The following is an 18,263-nucleotide window of genomic DNA, read 5'->3' as shown; positions in this document are numbered from 1 at the left end:
CCGTATCCGACAGTTCGACATCCGAGGTGACGTAGGCGTGGCTCTTCCGCCCCTTACCCCTGAACAGCGCGCAGCCGCGCTCGAAAAGGCCGCCGCGGCTCGCCGGGAGCGGGCCGAGGTCAAGAATCGACTCAAGCACTCCGGCGCCTCCCTTCACGAGGTCATCAAGCAGGGCCAGGAGAACGACGTCATCGGCAAGATGAAGGTCTCCGCGCTGCTCGAGTCCCTGCCGGGCGTGGGCAAGGTCCGCGCCAAGCAGATCATGGAGCGACTCGGCATCTCCGAGAGCCGCCGCGTGCGGGGTCTCGGTTCCAACCAGATCGCCTCCCTTGAGCGTGAGTTCGGCAGCACCGGCTCCTGAGTCCCGGCTCCCCGGGACCTCGGGTCCCGGGCGGTCCGCGATTGCTGGAATAATCGCCGCATGGCTGTAACACCCCGGGGGACGACCCCCGAGCCCCCGGACGCACGTCCGCGGCTGACCGTGCTCTCCGGCCCCTCCGGGGTCGGCAAGAGCACGGTCGTCGCCCATATGCGCAAAGAACACCCCGAGGTCTGGCTCTCGGTGTCGGCGACGACCCGCAAGCCCCGCCCCGGCGAGCAGCACGGAGTCCACTACTTCTTCGTCACCGACGAGGAGATGGACAAGCTGATCGCCAACGGCGAGCTGCTGGAGTGGGCCGAGTTCGCCGGCAACCGCTACGGCACGCCGCGTGCGGCGGTGCTGGAGCGGCTCGACGCCGGCGAGCCGGTGCTCCTGGAGATCGACCTCCAGGGCGCCCGGCAGGTCCGCGAGTCGATGGCCGAGGCCCAGCTCGTGTTCCTGGCGCCTCCCTCCTGGGACGAGCTGGTGCGCAGGCTCACCGGACGGGGCACCGAGCCGCCCGAGGTGATCGAGCGCCGCCTGGAGGCGGCGAAGATCGAACTGGCGGCCGAGCCCGAGTTCGATGTGACGTTGGTCAACACCTCCGTCGAGGACGTGGCGCGCGAGCTGCTAGCCTTGATGGACGTTGTGTGATCGTGTCCGATCGCATGACTGAATCTTTCCCATCCATCGGAAGGTAGAGCGTGTCCTCTTCCATCTCCGCGCCCGAGGGCATCATCAACCCGCCGATCGACGAGCTCCTCGAGGCCACCGACTCGAAGTACAGCCTCGTGATCTACGCGGCCAAGCGGGCCCGCCAGATCAACGCGTACTACTCGCAGCTCGGCGAGGGCCTCCTCGAGTACGTCGGTCCGCTCGTCGACACGCACGTCCACGAGAAGCCGCTCTCGATCGCCCTGCGCGAGATCAACGCGGGTCTGCTCACGTCCGAGGCCGTCGAGGGCCCGGCGCAGTAAGTACGATCTTCAGCTTGACGCTGACTTTTCCACAGGCCCGGCGGCGCGTCCGCCGGGCCTGTGGTGTGTAGTGGAGTCGTACACAGCCGAGTCCGGGGAGAGACGGTGGACAAGCCGAAGGTCGTTCTGGGGGTCAGCGGCGGCATCGCCGCCTACAAGGCCTGTGAGCTGCTGCGCCGGTTCACGGAGTCCGGCCATGACGTGCGTGTCGTGCCCACCGCCTCCGCCCTGCACTTCGTCGGCGCCGCCACCTGGTCCGCCCTCTCCGGCAACCCGGTCTCCACGGAGGTCTGGGACGACGTCCACGAGGTGCCCCACGTCCGGATCGGCCAGCACGCCGACCTGGTCGTCGTCGCCCCCGCCACGGCCGACATGCTCGCCAAGGCCGCCCACGGCCTCGCCGACGACCTGCTGACCAACACCCTGCTCACCGCCCGGTGTCCGGTCGTGTTCGCCCCCGCCATGCACACGGAGATGTGGGAGCACCCGGCCACCCAGGAGAACGTGGCGACCCTGCGCCGGCGCGGCGCCGTCGTCGTCGAGCCCGCCGTCGGCCGTCTCACCGGCGTCGACACCGGCAAGGGCCGGCTGCCCGACCCCGGGGAGATCTTCGACGTCTGCCGCCGGGTGCTGGCCCGGGGCGTCACCGAGCCCGACCTCACGGGCCGCCATGTCGTGGTGAGCGCCGGCGGCACCCGCGAGCCCCTCGACCCCGTCCGCTTCCTCGGCAACCGCTCCTCCGGCAAGCAGGGGTACGCCCTCGCCCGCACCGCCGCCGCCCGGGGCGCCCGCGTCACGCTGGTCGCCGCCAACACCGGTATGCCCGACCCGGCCGGCGTCGACGTGGTGCCGGTCGGCACCGCCGTGCAGATGCGGGAGGCCGTCCTCAAGGCCGCCGCCGACGCGGACGCCGTGGTGATGGCCGCCGCCGTCGCCGACTTCCGCCCGGCCTCGTACGCCGCCGGGAAGATCAAGAAGAAGGACGGCCAGGAGCCCGAGCCGATCGTCCTGGTGCGCAACCCCGACATCCTGGCCGAGATCGCGGGCGACCGGCCCCGGGACGGCCAGGTGGTCGTCGGCTTCGCCGCCGAGACCGACGACGTCCTGGCCAACGGCCGCCGCAAGCTGGAGCGCAAGGGCTGCGACCTCCTCGTCGTCAACGAGGTGGGGGAGCGCAAGACCTTCGGCTCCGAGGAGAACGAGGCGGTCGTCCTGGGCGCCGACGGCAGCGAGACCCCCGTGCCGCACGGCCCGAAGGAAGCCCTCGCCGACATCGTGTGGGACCTCGTCGCGCGGCGTCTGGACGGTGTCGTCTGACACACCCGGCAGGACGTCCGGCGCCCGGCCGATTCGGGCGTGGCGCCTCTGGCCACCGCCGTGTGCGATTGGCAGAATGCCCGTGCCGCAGGTCACAGCCCTCCCGAGAGGCGAGACAGGGGGGTCCGTGACCGGGCGCGACAGATAAGCTGTCCACGGACGACGCCGGGCGCAGCCCCCGTCCCGTCCACCAATGATCAGCCAGCAGCCGCTGCAACCCCAGGGAGCGTTGTGTCCCGTCGCCTGTTCACCTCGGAGTCTGTGACCGAGGGTCACCCCGACAAGATCGCTGACCAGATCAGCGACACCATTCTCGACGCGCTGCTGCGCGAGGACCCCTCGTCCCGCGTCGCCGTCGAGACGCTGATCACGACCGGCCTGGTGCACGTGGCCGGAGAGGTCACGACCAAGACGTACGCGGACATCGCGACGCTGGTCCGGAGCAAGATCCTCGAGATCGGCTACGACTCCTCGAAGAAGGGCTTCGACGGCGCCTCCTGCGGTGTCTCGGTCTCCATCGGCTCGCAGTCGCCCGACATCGCGCAGGGCGTCGACGCGGCCTACGAGGCCCGGGTCGAGGGCGACGAGGACGAGCTGGACCGCCAGGGCGCCGGTGACCAGGGCCTGATGTTCGGCTACGCCACCGACGAGACGCCGACGCTGATGCCGCTGCCGATCTTCCTGGCGCACCGGCTGTCCAAGCGCCTCTCCGAGGTCCGCAAGAACGGCACCATCCCCTACCTGCGCCCCGACGGCAAGACGCAGGTCACCATCGAGTACGACGGCGACAAGGCCGTCCGCCTCGACACCGTGGTCGTCTCCTCGCAGCACGCCTCGGACATCGACCTCGACTCGCTGCTCGCGCCCGACATCCAGGAGTTCGTGGTCGAGCCCGAGCTGAAGGCCCTCCTCGACGACGGCATCAAGCTCGACACCGAGAACTACCGGCTGCTGGTCAACCCGACCGGCCGCTTCGAGATCGGCGGCCCGATGGGCGACGCCGGCCTCACCGGCCGCAAGATCATCATCGACACCTACGGCGGCATGGCCCGCCACGGCGGCGGCGCCTTCTCCGGCAAGGACCCGTCCAAGGTGGACCGCTCGGCCGCCTACGCGATGCGCTGGGTCGCCAAGAACGTCGTGGCGGCCGGTCTGGCCTCCCGCTGCGAGGTCCAGGTCGCGTACGCGATCGGCAAGGCCGAGCCCGTCGGCCTGTTCGTCGAGACCTTCGGCACCGCCAAGGTCGACGCCGAGAAGATCGAGAAGGCCATCGACGACGTCTTCGACCTGCGTCCGGCCGCGATCATCCGCGACCTCGACCTGCTCCGCCCGATCTACGCCAAGACGGCGGCGTACGGTCACTTCGGCCGTGAGCTTCCCGAGTTCACCTGGGAGCGCACGGACCGCGTGGACGCGCTGCGCAAGGCCGCCGGTCTGTAGGCAGGCCCGCAGTTCTTCACGCCGAGGCCCGGTGCCCTTCTCTGGGGGACCGGGCCTCGGCGTGTGCGGAGGCGGCCCTGAGGGAGACCGGGGCGGCGCCGGATGTCAGTGGCGTTTGGTAGGAATGCAGGCGTGAGCAGCGAGGACGAGCAGCCGGCAGGCGGCACCGACGGGGCGCCGCCCGAGCAGCTTGCCCTCATCCGGGAGAGCGTGCGCAAGGCCAAGGTGCCCCGCGCCAAGCCCCGCACCTGGCGCGGCGCCCCGCTCGCCAAGGAACTGCCCGTGGCGCGGGTGCTGGTCGACAAGGGTGTACTGCACCTCGACCGCTACTTCGACTACGCCGTGCCCGAGGAGCTGGACGAACAGGCGCAGCCCGGGGTCCGGGTCCGGGTACGGTTCGGCGCGGGTGCGCACAACGTCCGCGACGGGCGCCGCGAGGGCGGCGGGCTGCGGGACGGCTACATCGTCGAGCGGCTCGCCGAGAGCGACTACCAGGGGCCGCTGGCCGCCCTCGCCCAGGTGGTCTCACCCGAGCCCGTCCTCGACCCCGACCTGCTCGCCCTCGCCCGCGCCGTCGCCGACCGGTACGCGGGGAGCCTCGCCGACGTCCTGCAGCTGGCCATCCCGCCCCGGCACGCCCGCGCCGAGTCCCGCACGCTGCCACCGCCCCCACCACCACCCTCCACGCCCGACCCGGGCCCCTGGCAGCGGTACGAGCACGGGCCGCGGTTCCTGGAGGCGCTGGCGTCCGGGCGGTCGCCGCGTGCGGTGTGGACCGCGCTGCCCGGGCCGCAGTGGGCCCAGGAGATCGCCCTGGCGGTCCGCGCCACCCTCGCGTCCGGGCGGGGCGCCCTGGTCGTCGTGCCGTCCGGGCGCTCGGCCGCCCGGGTGGACGCCGCGCTCACGGAGGCGCTGGGGGAGGGGCAGCACGCGCTGCTGACCGCCGACGCGGGCCAGGAGCGCCGTTATCTGGAGTGGCTGGCCGTGCGGCGGGGGTCCGTCCGGGCGGTGGTCGGCACCCGTGCCGCGATGTTCGCCCCGGTGCGCGACCTCGGGCTCGTGGTGATCTGGGACGACGGGGACTCCAGCCACAGCGACGACAACGCGCCGTTCCCGCATGTGCGGGAGGTACTGGAGCTGCGTGCGGCGGGCGGCAAGTGCGGATTCCTGCTGGGGAGTTGGACCTGCACCGTGGAGGCGGCCCAGTTGGTCCGCAGCGAGTGGGCCGTCCCGCTCACCGCGGAGCGCGAGCGGGCGCGGCGCCTCACCCCGCTCGTGCGGACCGTCGGCGACGGGGACCTCGCCCGCGACGAGGCCGCCCGCGCCGCCCGGCTGCCGTCCCTGGCCTGGCAGGCCGCCCGGGAGGGGCTGCGGCACGGCCCCGTCCTCGTCCAGGTGCCCCGGCGCGGCTATGTCCCCCGGCTCGCCTGCGACCGGTGCCGGGAGCCCGCCCGGTGCCGGCACTGCGCGGGCCCCCTGGAGGCCAGCGGCGGTGGCGGTGCCCTGTGCTGCGCCTGGTGCGGGCAGGACAGCCCCGACTGGCACTGCCCCGAGTGCGGCGGGTTCCGGCTGCGCGCCCAGGTCGTCGGCGCGCGCCGGACGGCCGAGGAGCTGGGGCGGGCGTTCCCGGCGGTCCCGGTGCGCACCTCGGGGCGTGAGCATGTGCTCGACACCGTGCCGGACGCTCCCGCCCTGGTGGTGAGCACACCGGGCGCGGAGCCGGTGGCCGAGGGCGGGTACGCGGCGGCGCTGCTGCTGGACGGCTGGGCGATGCTCGGACGGGCGGACCTGCGGTCCGGCGAGGAGGCCCTGCGACGCTGGATCACCGCCTCCGCGCTGGTCCGGCCGCAGGAGGCGGGCGGCACCGTGGTGATCGTCGCCGAGGCGACGCTGCGTCCGGTCCAGGCGCTGGTGAGGTGGGACCCGGTGGGGTTCGCCGTACGGGAGCTTGCCGAGCGTGCCGAGCTGGGGTTCCCGCCGGTGTCCCGGATGGCGTCGGTGTCCGGTCCGCCGGACGCCCTCGCGGAGTTCCTGGCGGGGGTCGAACTGCCGGGCGACGCCGAGGTGTTGGGACCGGTGCCGCTCCCGGTCACCCCGGCAGGCCGCCCCCGCCGCCCCGGCGGCCCGCCCCCCGGCGAACAGTGGGACCGCGCCCTGGTCCGGGTACCCCCTGGCACCGGCGCGGCACTGGCGGCGGCGTTGAAGTCCGCCCGGGCGGCGCGAATGGCCCGGGGCGGGGGCGAGCCGGTACTGGTACGGATCGATCCGCTGGACATCGGCTGAGCGGCGACGGGGGCCGGGCCCGTTGGGCATCCGGTGCGCCGCGGCGACAAGGGTCTGCCCTCCCGGGTGCGCTCCGGGAGGGCAGAGTCGAGGGGGTGTCAGCCGTTGCGGGGGCCGGGGAAGGCCGTCGGCCTGGCCTCGTCGCGCAGGGCGGGGCTGCCCGCCGTCGGCTGGGTCGGCATCGAGCGGGCGGCGGGGACCGTCGGCACCGTCGGCAGGGCGGTGGAGACGTTGACCGCGCGGCTGCCGGTCGGCTCGCTCGTGCGCTCCGCCTCGGCCGCGGCCTGGGCGGCGGCGCGGCGTGCGCCGTAGCGGCGGTGGACGGCCTGCTTGGTGACACCGAGGGCGGAACCGACCGCGTCCCAGGAGAAGCCGAGCGAACGGTCGAAGTCCACGGCCGCCGTGACCAGGGTCTCGACACTGTCCCGCAGCTCCTGGGCGAGGCGGACCGTCGGAGCGGGGGCGCGCCCGTAGACGACGAAGCCCGTGGACGGGCCGGAGCGGCGCGGGCGGTAGACGTTGCCCAGCTGGGCGGTGAGGGTACGCAGTGCGTCCACCTGCCGGCGGACCCGCTCGATGTCCCGCACCAGCAAGTGCAGGCTGGCCCGAGCCTGGGCGTCGTGGGTTGCGTGGTCGGCCATGAACAAGCCTCTCGAACCGGCGTGAAAAGGAGCGGGCCGCGATGTCGGCGTCTGCGGCCCGAAGGGGTCAACTCTTTCTTGACCAACGCGGAAGCGCTCCGCTGGTCACGCTGTGGGGGCGTGTGGGCATATGCCTACGCCCGGCGGAGGGGTGTGCGCCTCGACCGCCCGCAGGTGGGACCGGCTTCCCGAACGGCCGGTGCTCCGGCGTGAGTCACAGGCCCCCGCACCCATAGACTGGTGCGTCGCCCAGCCGCCCCCGCCCCGAGAGGCCCCGACCACCCATGAAGCTCGTCTTCGCCGGCACCCCCGAGGTCGCCGTTCCCGCTCTGGACGCTCTGATCGCCTCCGGGCGGCACGAGGTGGCCGCCGTCGTCACCCGGCCCGACGCGCAGGCCGGGCGGGGACGCCGGATGGTCGCGAGCCCCGTGGCCGAGCGGGCCGCCGAGGCCGGGATCGAGGTGCTCAAGCCCGCCAAGCCGAAGGACCCCGAGTTCCTGGAGCGGCTGCGGGAGATCGCGCCCGACTGCTGCCCCGTCGTCGCCTACGGCGCCCTGCTGCCGCGCGTCGCCCTCGACATCCCCACCCACGGCTGGGTCAACCTGCACTTCTCGCTGTTGCCCGCCTGGCGCGGCGCCGCCCCCGTGCAGCACGCCATCATGGCCGGTGACGAGATCACGGGCGCCTCCACCTTCCTCATCGAGGAGGGCCTGGACTCCGGACCGGTCTACGGCACGGTGACCGAGGAGATCCGGCCCACCGACACCAGCGGCGACCTGCTGACCCGTCTCGCCTTCGCCGGTGCCGGGCTGCTGGCGGCCACCATGGACGGCATCGAGGACGGCACCCTGAAGGCGGTGCCGCAGCCCGCCGACGGCGTCACCCTCGCCCCCAAGGTCAACGTCGAGGACGCCCACATCGACTGGAGCGCCCCCTCCCTGCGCGTCGACCGGGTCGTGCGCGGGTGCACGCCCGCGCCGGGCGCCTGGACCACGTTCCGCGGCGAGCGCCTCAAGCTCATCCAGGTGCAGCCGGTGCCGGGCCGCGACGACCTCGCGCCGGGCGAGCTCGCCGCCGGGAAGAACAACGTGTACGTCGGGACCGGTTCGTACGCCGTCGAGCTGCTGTGGGTGCAGGCGCAGGGCAAGAAGCCCATGCGCGCCGCCGACTGGGCGCGCGGCGTGCGCATCGCCGAGGGCGAGCGCCTCGGGGCGTGACCGCGCGCACGCGGGGTCCGGGGTGGGACGTAGGCTGGTCGTATCTCTCGTCCAGCTATCCGGAGCACCTTTTTCGTGAGCGACACCTCCCGTCGGCCCCGCAGGCCCGGCAAGCCGTACCGTCGGCCCCAGAAGGACCCCGTCCGCATCCTCGCCTTCGAGGCGCTGCGCGCCGTGGACGAGCGGGACGCGTACGCCAACCTCGTGCTGCCGCCGCTGCTGCGCAAGGCCCGCGAGAAGGGCGACTTCGACGGACGGGACGCCGCGCTCGCGACCGAGCTGGTCTACGGCACCCTGCGCCGGCAGGGCACGTACGACGCCGTCATCGCGGCCTGCGTGGACCGGCCGCTGCGTGAGGTCGACCCGCCGGTGCTCGACGTGCTCAGCCTCGGCACCCACCAGCTGCTCGGGACGCGCATCCCGACCCACGCCGCCGTGTCCGCGTCGGTGGAGCTGGCCCGGGTCGTGCTGGGCGACGGACGGGCCAAGTTCGTCAACGCCGTGCTGCGCAAGGTCGCCCAGGACGACCTCGACGGCTGGATCCAGCGGGTCGCGCCGCCCTACGACGACGACCCCGAGGACCATCTCTCGGTCGTCCACTCGCACCCGCGCTGGGTCGTCTCGGCGCTGTGGGACTCGCTCGGCGGCGGCCGCGCCGGCATCGAGCGTCTGCTGGAGGCCGACAACGAACGGCCCGAGGTGACGCTGGTCGCCCGCCCGGGCAGGGCCACGACCGAGGAGCTGCTGGCCGAGGATGCCGCGGTGCCGGGGCGCTGGTCCCCGTACGCCGTGCGGCTCGCCGAGGGCGGGGAGCCCGGCGCGATCGAGGCCGTGCGCGACGGGCGTGCGGGCGTGCAGGACGAGGGCAGCCAGCTCGTCGCGCTCGCCCTGGCGAACGCGCCGCTGGAGGGCCCGGACCGGCGCTGGCTCGACGGCTGCGCCGGACCCGGCGGCAAGGCGGCGCTGCTCGGCGCGGTGGCCGCCCAGCGGGGCGCCCTGCTCGTCGCCTCCGAGAAGCAGCCGCACCGGGCGGGGCTCGTGGCCCGCGCCCTGGCCGGCAACCCGGGGCCGTACCAGGTGATCGCCGCGGACGGGACGCGGCCGGCGTGGCGGCCGGGCAGTTTCGACCGCGTGCTGGTGGACGTGCCCTGCACCGGGCTGGGCGCCCTGCGGCGCCGGCCCGAGGCGCGGTGGCGCCGCCGGCCCGAGGACCTGGACGGGTTCGGGCCGCTGCAGCGGGGACTGCTGCGCAGCGCGCTGGAGGCCGTGCGGGTGGGCGGCGTCGTCGGCTACGCCACCTGCTCGCCGCACCTCGCCGAGACCCGGGCGGTCGTGGACGACGTGCTCAAGCAGCGGACCGGCGTCGAGATGATCGACGCGCGCGAGCTGCTGCCGGGTGTGCCAGAGCTGGGCGACGGACCGGACGTCCAGCTCTGGCCCCATGTCCACGGCACGGACGCCATGTACCTGGCGCTCATGCGGCGCGTGGCCTGACACGCGCCCCCGCCTGACACGCTCACCCCGTCTCACGCGCGCCGCCCCCGCCTGACGCGCCCCCGCCTCACTCGCGTGCGGGCGGGGCCGCCGCCGGTTCCAGCCGGTTGGGCCACCACACGGACGGGCCCACGTCCAGGAACAGCGACGTCACCAGGACCGAGCGCACGATGAACGTGTCCAGGAGCACGCCCAGGGCCACCGTGAAGCCGATCTCGGCGAAGGCGACCATCGGCAGCGTGCCGAGCGCGGCGAAGGTGCCCGCCAGGACGAGACCGGCCGAGGTGATGACCGCGCCCGTCGCGGCGAGGCCCGTGACCACGCCGGGGCGGGTGCCCTGGTGCGTGGCCTCCTCGCGGATGCGTGTGGTGAGGAAGATGTTGTAGTCGATGCCGAGGGCCACCAGGAACACGAAGACGAACAGCGGGAAGTCCGTCGCCTCGCCCGCGTAGTCGAAGACATGGCGGAACGCCAGCGCGCTGATGCCGAGGGCCGCCGTGAACGACAGGATCACCGTCCCGACGAGCAGCAGCGGGGCGATCAGCGCGCGCAGCAGGACGCACAGGATCAGCAGGACCACGAGCAGCACCAGCGGGATGATGAGGATGTTGTCGTGGGTGGTCGCCCGGTCCATGTCCAGCAGGGCCGCCGTGCCGCCGCCGACCTTCGCGTCGGCGTCCGGGACGGCGTGCACGGCGTCCCTGACCCGCTCGACGGTCTCCTTGGCGGCCTGGCTGTCGGCGGGGGCGGTCATCGTCGCCTCGAAGAGCACCTTGCCGTCCCACGCGGGCCGGGTGCCCGGCGGCAGCCCCAGCGACGTGGGCACGACACCCTCGGTCTCCGCCACGGCCCGTCCCACCTGCACGGCCTGGGCCCGGTTGCTGACGATGACCAGCGGGTCGCCGCTGCCCGCCGGGAAGTACCGTTCCGACACCTCCTGCCCGGTGATCGAGTCCGGCTTGTCCGTGAACGCGTCGGCGTTGCTCAGGCCCTCCGCGCGCAGCTGGATGAGGCCGAGCGAGCAGATCGCCAGCGCGACGGCCGTGGCCACCCAGGTCACCCGTGGCCGGTGCGCGATACGCCGGCCGAGACGGGCCCAGACGCCCCGCTCGTCGGGGTTCTCGGTGCCGAGGCGCGGGATCACCGGCCAGAAGATCCAGCGGCCGAAGATCACCAGCAGCGCCGGGAACAGGCTCATCATCGCGATCAGCGCGACCGCGACGCCGATCGCCGCGACCGGACCGAGGCCGCTGGTGGAGTTCATCTCCGCCGCCAGCAGCACCAGCATGCTCACCACGACGGTCGCGCCGGAGGCGATCACCGCGGGGCCGGCCCGGTGCAGGGCGCGTGCCATCGCCTCGTGCCGGTCGTCGTGGCGGCGCAGCTCCTCCCGGTAGCGGGCGACGAGCAGCAGGGCGTAGTCGGTCCCGGCGCCGAACACCAGCACCGTGAGGATGCCCGCGCTCTGGCCGTTGACGGTCAGGCCCCCGTGCCGCGCCAGCAGGTAGATGAGGGCCTGCGCGGTGAACAGGGCGACGATCACGGAGACCAGCGGGACCAGCAGCAGCGACGGACTCCGGTACGTGATCAGCAGCATCACGATGACGACCGTCATCGCCGCGAACAGCAGCGTGGAGTCGATGCCCTCGAACGCCTCGGCGAAGTCCGCCGAGGTGCCGCCGGGGCCCGTGATGTGCACGGCGAGCCCGGCCCCGCCCGTGCCGACGACGTCCCGGATCGACTCGACGGCGGGCGAGATGCGCTCCCAGCCCTTCTCGTCCATGGTGATCGGCACCAGCACCTGCGCCGCGCGCGGATCGGTCTCCCGGTCGAAGACGGGACCGCGGGTCTCGGCGCCCCGGATGCCGTGGTCGGTCAGCCGCTTGAGCTCGGACACGTCCTCGGCGATCTCCGCCCGGTCCCGGGCCGTCAGCCCGCCGTCACGGGCGTAGACCACCACCGCCGGGATCTGCTCCGGCCGGAAGTTCTCGGAGAGGTGGAGGACCTGCGTGGATTCGGCGGAGCCCGGCAGCCACGAGGCCGCGTCGTTGTCCTGCGCGTCCGTCAGCTTCTGGGCCAGCGGTGCCGTCCCGAACAGGACGACCAGCCACAGCACCAGGACGACCCATTTCGAGCGCCGTCCGCACACCAGGTGCGCCACGCCCCGCGTTCCGGTCATCGCCACCCCCGCAGCCGTCCGACGACCCGGTCGGCCGCCCGGTATGACGCGCGCGGCCCCGCCGCGGCATACGCCGATCGCCTCAGGTCTGGACCGGGGGTAACAATCTCGCCCGGGCATGGCAGGCTTGGGTCATGGCCGCGCAGATCAACCCCAGCATCCTGTCCGCCGATTTCGCCCGCCTCGCGGACGAGGCCAGGGCGGTCGAGGGAGCCGACTTCCTCCACGTCGACGTCATGGACAACCATTTCGTCCCGAACCTCACCCTCGGCGTGCCGGTCGTGGAGTCGCTGGCCCGTGCCACGGACACCCCGCTGGACTGCCATCTGATGATCGAGGCGCCGGACCGCTGGGCGCCCCAGTACGTCGAGGCGGGCGCCTCCTCCGTCACCTTCCATGTCGAGGCCGCCGCGGCTCCCGTCCGGCTGGCCCGGGAGATCAGGGCCAAGGGCGCCCGTGCCTCCATGGCGCTCAAGCCCGCGACCCCCATCGAGCCGTACGAGGACCTGCTCCCCGAGCTCGACATGCTGCTGATCATGACGGTCGAGCCCGGATTCGGCGGCCAGGCGTTCCTCGACATCATGCTTCCGAAGATTCGCCGCACCCGCGAGTTGATCAGCAAGCACGGTCTGCAGCTCTGGCTCCAGGTGGACGGCGGGGTCTCGGCCTCCACGATCGAGCGATGCGCCGAGGCGGGCGCCGACGTGTTCGTCGCCGGCTCGGCGGTCTACGGGGCCGACGACCCGGCGGAAGCGGTCCGCGCGCTGCGGGCCCGAGCCGACGAGGCCACCAGGACGGCCGCCTGGGCGTGCGGCCACTGAACCAAGGGAACGTGAACGCCCGCCCATCAGGGCGGATCAGCAGCGCCGGATCTGCAAGGATGAACGGCGAATCCAGAGTGTGAACAGCAGTGAGGAGATCGCCGTGTCGGGTATGTCGGCGGGCCGGTCAGCCATGCGGATGGGACCCGCTGAGCTGGTGCAGGCGGCGGCCATGGCCCGCCGCTTCTACCTCGAGGGGAAATCCAAGATCCAGATCGCGGAGGAGTTCGGCGTCAGCCGCTTCAAGGTGGCCCGGGTCCTGGAGACCGCTCTCGAACGGGATCTGGTGCGCATCGAGATCCGCGTGCCGGCCGAACTGGACGCCGAGCGCTCGGACGCGCTCCGCGCCCGGTACGGCCTGCGGCACGCCGTGGTCGTGGAGTCCCCGGCCGACGCCGAGGAGACACCCGACCCGGAGAACCTGGGAGAGGTGGCCGCCGACCTGCTCGGCGAGCTGGTCGACGAGGGGGACGTCCTCGGCCTGGCCTGGGGCCGGTCCACCATCCACATGGCCGCGGCCCTCAACCGGCTGCCACCGTGCACCGTGGTCCAGCTGACCGGCGTGTACGACGCCGGGACCGCCGAGCGCGGCTCGGTGGAGGCCGTCCGGCGGGCCGCGCAGGTCTCCGGCGGCGACGCGCACCCCATCTACGCGCCGATGCTGCTGCCGGACGCGGCCACCGCGGAGGCGCTGCGGCACCAGACGGGCATCGCCCGGGCCTTCGAGTACTTCGACAAGGTCACGGTCGCCTGTGTCTCCATCGGCTCCTGGGAGCCGGGCATCTCGACGGTGCACGACATGCTCAGCGACGAGGAGCGGGCGCACTACGCTTCGCTCGGCGTCGCCGCCGAGATGTCCGCGCACCTCTTCGACGCCCAGGGCCGCCGGGTCGGCCGGGACCTCGGCGAGCGGTGCATCACCGTCAAGGCCGACCAGCTCCGCCGTATCCCCGAGGTCGTCGCGATCGCGGGCGGTGCGCGCAAGGCGGCCGCGATCGACGCGGTGCTGCGCTCGGGGCTCGTCACCAGCCTGGTGACGGACACGTCCGCGGCGGACGTGCTGATGGCGGCGGGCCCGACGCCCAAGCCGGCGCTCAGCAGGTCGGACCCGGACGGGAACTGACGGTATGCCGGAGAGGGGGCGGCCCGGTGCCGCCCCCTTCGCGTATCGACGATCCATCATCGACGATCATCGGAGCGGTGCACGGATGACGGAGCTCGTGGTCACGCTGGACCTCGACGGGGTCACGGACAAGGCGGCCCTGATGGACCGCTGCGCCGAGGCCCTGCGGCTGCCCGACTGGTTCGGGCGCAACTGGGACGCGCTGGCGGACTCCCTGTCCGACCGGACCGTCTGGCCGCAGGACGCCCGGGAGCGGGGCCTGTGGGTCGTCGTACGGAACTGGCGGTCCTACGCGGAGGAGCGGCCCGAGGAGTGGCGGGTGGCCCGGGACGTGTTCACGGAGGCGGCGGACCGCACCCGGGACCTCACCGTGCTGCTCGACCTCGGAGGTTCCTCCAAGTAGGGGTCCGACCTGCTTGGACGATGTGACCGTTCAGGGCGTTCCGGTCAGCATGGGACAATGAAGTACGTGCTCTTCCCCCTGGCTGTCCTGTCCGGGGGCCACCTCTGATCGACTGGGATGTGCAGCACGTGCGTTTCCTCAACGACATCCAGCCCCCGTACGACCTGACGTACGACGACGTCTTCATGGTCCCGAGCCGCAGCGCGGTCGGTTCGCGGCAGGGCGTGGACCTCAGCTCCCCGGACGGCACGGGTACCACCATCCCGCTGGTCGTCGCCAACATGACCGCCATCGCCGGCCGCCGGATGGCCGAGACGGTCGCCCGGCGCGGTGGGCTGGTCGTCATCCCGCAGGACATCCCCAACGAGGTCGTCACCGAGGTCGTCACCTGGGTGAAGAGCCGCCACCACGTCCTGGACACCCCGATCGTGCTGGCCCCGCACCAGACCGTCGCCGACGCGCTGTCGCTGCTGCCCAAGCGCGCCCACAACGCCGGGGTCGTCGTCGACGACGACCACCGTCCCGTCGGCGTGGTCACCGACGCCGACCTGTCCGGCGTGGACCGCTTCACGCAGCTCGAGGTCGTCATGTCCCGCGACCTGCTCCTGCTGGACGCCGACATCGACCCGCGCGAGGCCTTCAACAAGCTCGACTCCCACAACCGCCGCTACGCGCCCGCCGTCGACGCCGACGGCCGGCTCGCGGGCATCCTGACCCGCAAGGGCGCCCTGCGCGCCACCCTGTACAGCCCGGCCGTCGACGCCGCCGGCAAGCTGCGCATTGCGGCCGCCGTGGGCATCAACGGCGATGTGGCCGGCAAGGCCAAGCAGCTGCTCGACGCGGGCGTGGACACCCTGGTCATCGACACCGCCCACGGGCACCAGGAGTCGATGATCGCCGCGATCCGGACCGTGCGGGCGCTCGACCCCCAGGTGCCGATCGTCGCGGGCAACATCGTCGCCGCCGAGGGCGTGCGCGATCTGATCGAGGCCGGCGCGGACATCATCAAGGTCGGGGTCGGCCCCGGCGCGATGTGCACCACCCGCATGATGACCGGCGTCGGGCGCCCGCAGTTCTCGGCGGTTCTGGAGTGCGCGGCCGAGGCGAAGAAGTACGGCAAGCACGTGTGGGCCGACGGTGGCGTCCGGCACCCGCGCGACGTCGCCATGGCGCTCGCCGCCGGCGCGTCCAACGTGATGATCGGCTCCTGGTTCGCCGGCACCTACGAGTCGCCGGGCGATCTGCAGCAGGACTCGAGCGGGCGGCTCTACAAGGAGTCGTTCGGCATGGCGTCCGCGCGGGCCGTGGCCAACCGCACGTCCGAGGAGTCGGCGTACGACCGCGCCCGCAAGGCGCTGTTCGAGGAGGGCATCTCGACGTCGCGGATGTTCCTCGACCCGGCCCGGCCCGGTGTGGAGGACCTGATCGACTCGATCATCGCGGGCGTGCGGTCGTCCTGCACCTACGCGGGCGCCGGCTCCCTCGAGGAGTTCGCGGAGAAGGCCGTCGTGGGCATCCAGAGCGCCGCCGGCTACGCGGAGGGCAAGCCCTTGCACGCCAGCTGGAGCTGATGTCTCTTCAAACGGCCCCTGCCGTCCCGTGGTTCGGGAGGGCGGGGGCCGTTTCGTGTGCCGGTGTGCGCCGGACAGCTCGGGTCCCGCTGTGCTCGGGCGGCCGCGGGTGCGTGGGGGGTGTTCGCGCGCGGGCGCGCCCCTTCCGGCGCCTGTGGTGAACGCCGCTGATCGGTCGCCCTGTGCAACGGTCGAAAGCCCCGGTGCAATGAAACCCCACCGAGTCGCCGGACACGCAATGATCTTGCGGGTATGCGCAAGGTTGCTGCATTTCACCCGCAACGTCGAAGCTCATAGGCTGTCGCCTCGAACGTGGCGTGGCAGGGACCCCGCTCGGTGGGTCCCCGCCCTCAGGGGTGCCACCGGTCCCTGCCGCCCTGACCGGCAGCGACAAGGAGCCAGCACGTGCTCGACCAAGGCGCACCCCCGCAGGACAGAGGCCAGACAGCCGCCCCCGCCCCCGTTGGCCTCGGCGCGCGCCTGATGCGCCGCAAGCCCGTGGAACACCTGGTCGCGGAGGGTGGCCAGGGCGAGGGAGGGTCCCTGCGACGCTCCCTCGGGCTGTGGCAGCTCACCATGATCAGCATCGGTGCCACCCTCGGCACCGGCATCTTCGTCGTCCTCGGCGACGCGGTCCCGGAGGCCGGCCCCGCGGTCACCCTGGCCTTCGTGATCGCCGGTCTGACGGCCCTCTTCTCGGCCCTGTCGTACGCCGAGCTGGCGGGCAGCATCCCCGTCGCCGGCTCGTCGTACTCGTATGCGTACGCAACGATGGGCGAGCTCGTCGCCTGGGTCTGCGGCTGGTGTCTGGTCCTGGAGTACGGCGTCTCGGTGGCCGCCGTCGCCGTCGGCTGGGGCGAGTACCTGAACGAACTGCTCGACGGGACCATAGGCGTCACCATCCCGGCGCTGCTGTCCTCGGCGCCCGGCGAGGGCGGGATCATCAACCTGCCGGCGCTGGTCGTCGTCCTGCTGGCGATGGTCTTCCTGCTCGGCGGGGTCCGTGAGTCCGCCCGCGCCAACACGATCATGGTCGCCGTGAAGATCGCCGCGCTGGTGCTGTTCTGCGCGGTCGGCTTCACCGGCTTCAAGTCCGGCAACTACGAGGACTTCATGCCGCTCGGCATGGCCGGGGTGAGCGCCGCGGGCGCCACGCTGTTCTTCTCCTACATCGGCTTCGACGCCGCCTCCACCGCCGGCGAGGAGGCCAAGAACCCCAAGAAGGACCTGCCGCGGGCGATCATGCTCTCGCTGATCATCGTGACCGCGCTGTACGTCCTCGTCGCCGCGGTCGCCGTCGGCGCCTGGAACTGGACGAAGTTCGAGGGCTCCCAGGCCTCCCTCGCCGCGATCATGACCGACGTCAGCGGCCAGTCCTTCTGGGGCACGCTGCTCGCCCTCGGCGCGGTCATCTCCATCGCCAGCGTGGTCCTCACCGTCCTCTACGGCCAGACCCGCGTCCTGTTCGCCATGTCCCGCGACGGCCTGGTCCCCAAGGCGCTCGGCAAGGTCCACGCGAAGACCGGCGCCCCCCGCCTCAACACGGTGATCGTCTCGCTGTTCTGCGGCGCCCTGGCCGCGCTCATCCCGCTGGGCAAGCTCGTCGACGCCACCAGCATCGGCACGCTCTTCGCCTTCGCGCTGGTCAACATCGCGGTGATCGTGCTGCGGGTGAAGCGGCCGGAGCTGGAGCGCACCTTCCGGGTGCCGTTCGGGCCGGTGCTGCCGGTGCTCGGCTTCCTGTTCTGCGCGTACAACATGTTCAGCCTCGACACCGTCACCTGGGTGGTCTTCGGGTGCTGGATGGCCGCCGGACTCGTGTTCTACTTCCTGTACGGGTATCGCCGGTCCCGTCTCGCCGTGCCTGAAGTGAAGTGAACCGCCCGCAGTGCTGAACGATCTCGACGAACGCATCGTGCACGCCCTCGCCGAGGACGCCCGCCGCTCCTACGCCGACATCGGGCAACTGGTCGGCCTGTCCGCGCCCGCCGTGAAGCGGCGCGTGGACCGGCTGCGGGCCACCGGGGCCATCACCGGCTTCACCGTCCGCGTGGACCCGTCGGCCCTCGGCTGGGAGACCGAGGGGTTCGTCGAGATCTACTGCCGGCACAACACCTCGCCGGAGACCATCCGGCGAGGTCTTGAGCCGTACCAGGAGGTCGTCGCCGCGTCGACCGTCACCGGCGACGCGGACGCCGTCGTGCAGGTGTTCGCCTCGGACATGCGGCACTTCGAACGGGTCCTGGAGCGGATCGCGGGGGAGCCGTTCGTCGAGCGGACCAAGTCGGTGCTGGTGCTCTCCCCGCTGCTGCGCCGCTTCTCCTCCGGCTCGCCCACCTGAGACCCGCCCCGGCGCCTATCATCGGTGTCATGACCTGGCGACATTGATCCACCCGCCGCGCCTCCCGAGGCCCGCCCCGGACGCCGTACCCCCGG

16 protein-coding genes are annotated in these 18,263 nt (G+C 72.7%); 14 read left to right on the top strand and 2 right to left on the bottom strand.

Annotation, left to right across the window (positions count from 1 at the left end; all coding sequences use genetic code 11):
• Positions 1–37: 37 nt before the first annotated feature.
• From KBY32_RS27200 to KBY32_RS27175, 6 genes are all read left to right on the top strand, one after another.
• Entirely contained in the window at positions 38–361 is a 324-nt protein-coding gene (locus tag KBY32_RS27200) for an integration host factor (protein WP_003977346.1), read from the top strand.
• Positions 362–421: 60 nt separating this feature from the next.
• Entirely contained in the window at positions 422–1,015 is a 594-nt protein-coding gene (gmk, locus tag KBY32_RS27195) for a guanylate kinase (RefSeq protein WP_115506429.1), read from the top strand.
• A 50-nt stretch (positions 1,016–1,065) separates the two neighbouring features.
• The gene (rpoZ, locus tag KBY32_RS27190) at positions 1,066–1,338 is read left to right on the top strand and encodes a DNA-directed RNA polymerase subunit omega (RefSeq protein WP_003988945.1); all 273 of its coding nucleotides are present in this window, start codon (positions 1,066–1,068) and stop codon (positions 1,336–1,338) included.
• 105 nt (positions 1,339–1,443) lie between these two features.
• The gene (gene coaBC / locus KBY32_RS27185) at positions 1,444–2,655 is read left to right on the top strand and encodes a bifunctional phosphopantothenoylcysteine decarboxylase/phosphopantothenate--cysteine ligase CoaBC (RefSeq protein WP_210981984.1); all 1,212 of its coding nucleotides are present in this window, start codon (positions 1,444–1,446) and stop codon (positions 2,653–2,655) included.
• A gap of 231 nt (positions 2,656–2,886) precedes the next feature.
• Positions 2,887–4,095 carry a methionine adenosyltransferase gene (gene metK / locus KBY32_RS27180; RefSeq protein WP_055623761.1) on the top strand — a complete coding sequence of 403 codons (1,209 nt, stop codon included), beginning with the start codon at positions 2,887–2,889 and terminating at the stop codon, positions 4,093–4,095.
• A gap of 132 nt (positions 4,096–4,227) precedes the next feature.
• Positions 4,228–6,378: a primosomal protein N' gene (locus tag KBY32_RS27175; RefSeq protein ID WP_210981983.1), complete on the top strand. Its 2,151-nt coding sequence runs from the start codon at positions 4,228–4,230 to the stop codon at positions 6,376–6,378.
• Between the two features lie 98 nt (positions 6,379–6,476).
• On the opposite strand, the gene KBY32_RS27170 is transcribed toward KBY32_RS27175, so the two are convergent.
• Positions 6,477–7,019 (bottom strand): hypothetical protein, encoded by a 543-nt coding sequence (locus KBY32_RS27170; RefSeq protein WP_055623759.1) that lies wholly within the window; start codon positions 7,017–7,019, stop codon positions 6,477–6,479.
• Between the two features lie 284 nt (positions 7,020–7,303).
• On the opposite strand from KBY32_RS27170, the gene fmt reads away from it, so the two are divergent.
• Both fmt and KBY32_RS27160 read left to right on the top strand, forming a co-directional pair.
• Complete coding sequence (fmt, locus tag KBY32_RS27165; RefSeq protein WP_210981982.1) at positions 7,304–8,236, top strand: methionyl-tRNA formyltransferase; 933 nt, start codon at positions 7,304–7,306, stop codon at positions 8,234–8,236.
• Positions 8,237–8,311: 75 nt separating this feature from the next.
• On the top strand, positions 8,312–9,730 hold the full coding sequence (locus KBY32_RS27160) for an RsmB/NOP family class I SAM-dependent RNA methyltransferase (RefSeq protein WP_210981981.1): 1,419 nt from the start codon (positions 8,312–8,314) through the stop codon (positions 9,728–9,730).
• Positions 9,731–9,797: 67 nt separating this feature from the next.
• Here the strand turns inward: KBY32_RS27160 and KBY32_RS27155 are convergent, their stop codons facing one another.
• On the bottom strand, positions 9,798–11,909 hold the full coding sequence (locus KBY32_RS27155) for an MMPL family transporter (protein WP_115506434.1): 2,112 nt from the start codon (positions 11,907–11,909) through the stop codon (positions 9,798–9,800).
• A gap of 134 nt (positions 11,910–12,043) precedes the next feature.
• Between KBY32_RS27155 and rpe the strand changes: the two genes are divergently transcribed.
• The 6 genes from rpe to KBY32_RS27125 all read left to right on the top strand — a co-directional run bounded on the left by rpe (position 12,044) and on the right by KBY32_RS27125 (position 18,168).
• Complete coding sequence (gene rpe, locus KBY32_RS27150; RefSeq protein ID WP_055623756.1) at positions 12,044–12,730, top strand: ribulose-phosphate 3-epimerase; 687 nt, start codon at positions 12,044–12,046, stop codon at positions 12,728–12,730.
• Positions 12,731–12,809: 79 nt separating this feature from the next.
• On the top strand, positions 12,810–13,853 hold the full coding sequence (locus KBY32_RS27145) for a sugar-binding transcriptional regulator (RefSeq protein ID WP_055623755.1): 1,044 nt from the start codon (positions 12,810–12,812) through the stop codon (positions 13,851–13,853).
• Between the two features lie 85 nt (positions 13,854–13,938).
• Positions 13,939–14,256 (top strand): barstar family protein, encoded by a 318-nt coding sequence (locus KBY32_RS27140; protein WP_055623754.1) that lies wholly within the window; start codon positions 13,939–13,941, stop codon positions 14,254–14,256.
• A gap of 119 nt (positions 14,257–14,375) precedes the next feature.
• Positions 14,376–15,827, top strand: coding sequence for a GuaB1 family IMP dehydrogenase-related protein (locus KBY32_RS27135; RefSeq protein WP_079033785.1), 1,452 nt, complete (start codon positions 14,376–14,378; stop codon positions 15,825–15,827).
• A 405-nt stretch (positions 15,828–16,232) separates the two neighbouring features.
• Positions 16,233–17,705 carry an amino acid permease gene (locus tag KBY32_RS27130; RefSeq protein WP_079033784.1) on the top strand — a complete coding sequence of 491 codons (1,473 nt, stop codon included), beginning with the start codon at positions 16,233–16,235 and terminating at the stop codon, positions 17,703–17,705.
• Positions 17,706–17,715: 10 nt separating this feature from the next.
• Positions 17,716–18,168 carry an Lrp/AsnC family transcriptional regulator gene (locus tag KBY32_RS27125; RefSeq protein WP_055623753.1) on the top strand — a complete coding sequence of 151 codons (453 nt, stop codon included), beginning with the start codon at positions 17,716–17,718 and terminating at the stop codon, positions 18,166–18,168.
• The last annotated feature ends 95 nt before the right edge of the window (positions 18,169–18,263 follow it).

It is taken from the genome of Streptomyces sp. RK62 (genome assembly GCF_018070255.1).
In the GTDB taxonomy this organism is placed as follows: Bacteria; Actinomycetota; Actinomycetes; order Streptomycetales; family Streptomycetaceae; genus Streptomyces; species Streptomyces nigra.
Note: the sequence above shows the minus strand (reverse complement) of the source record. Positions and strands in the feature narration are given on the sequence as shown.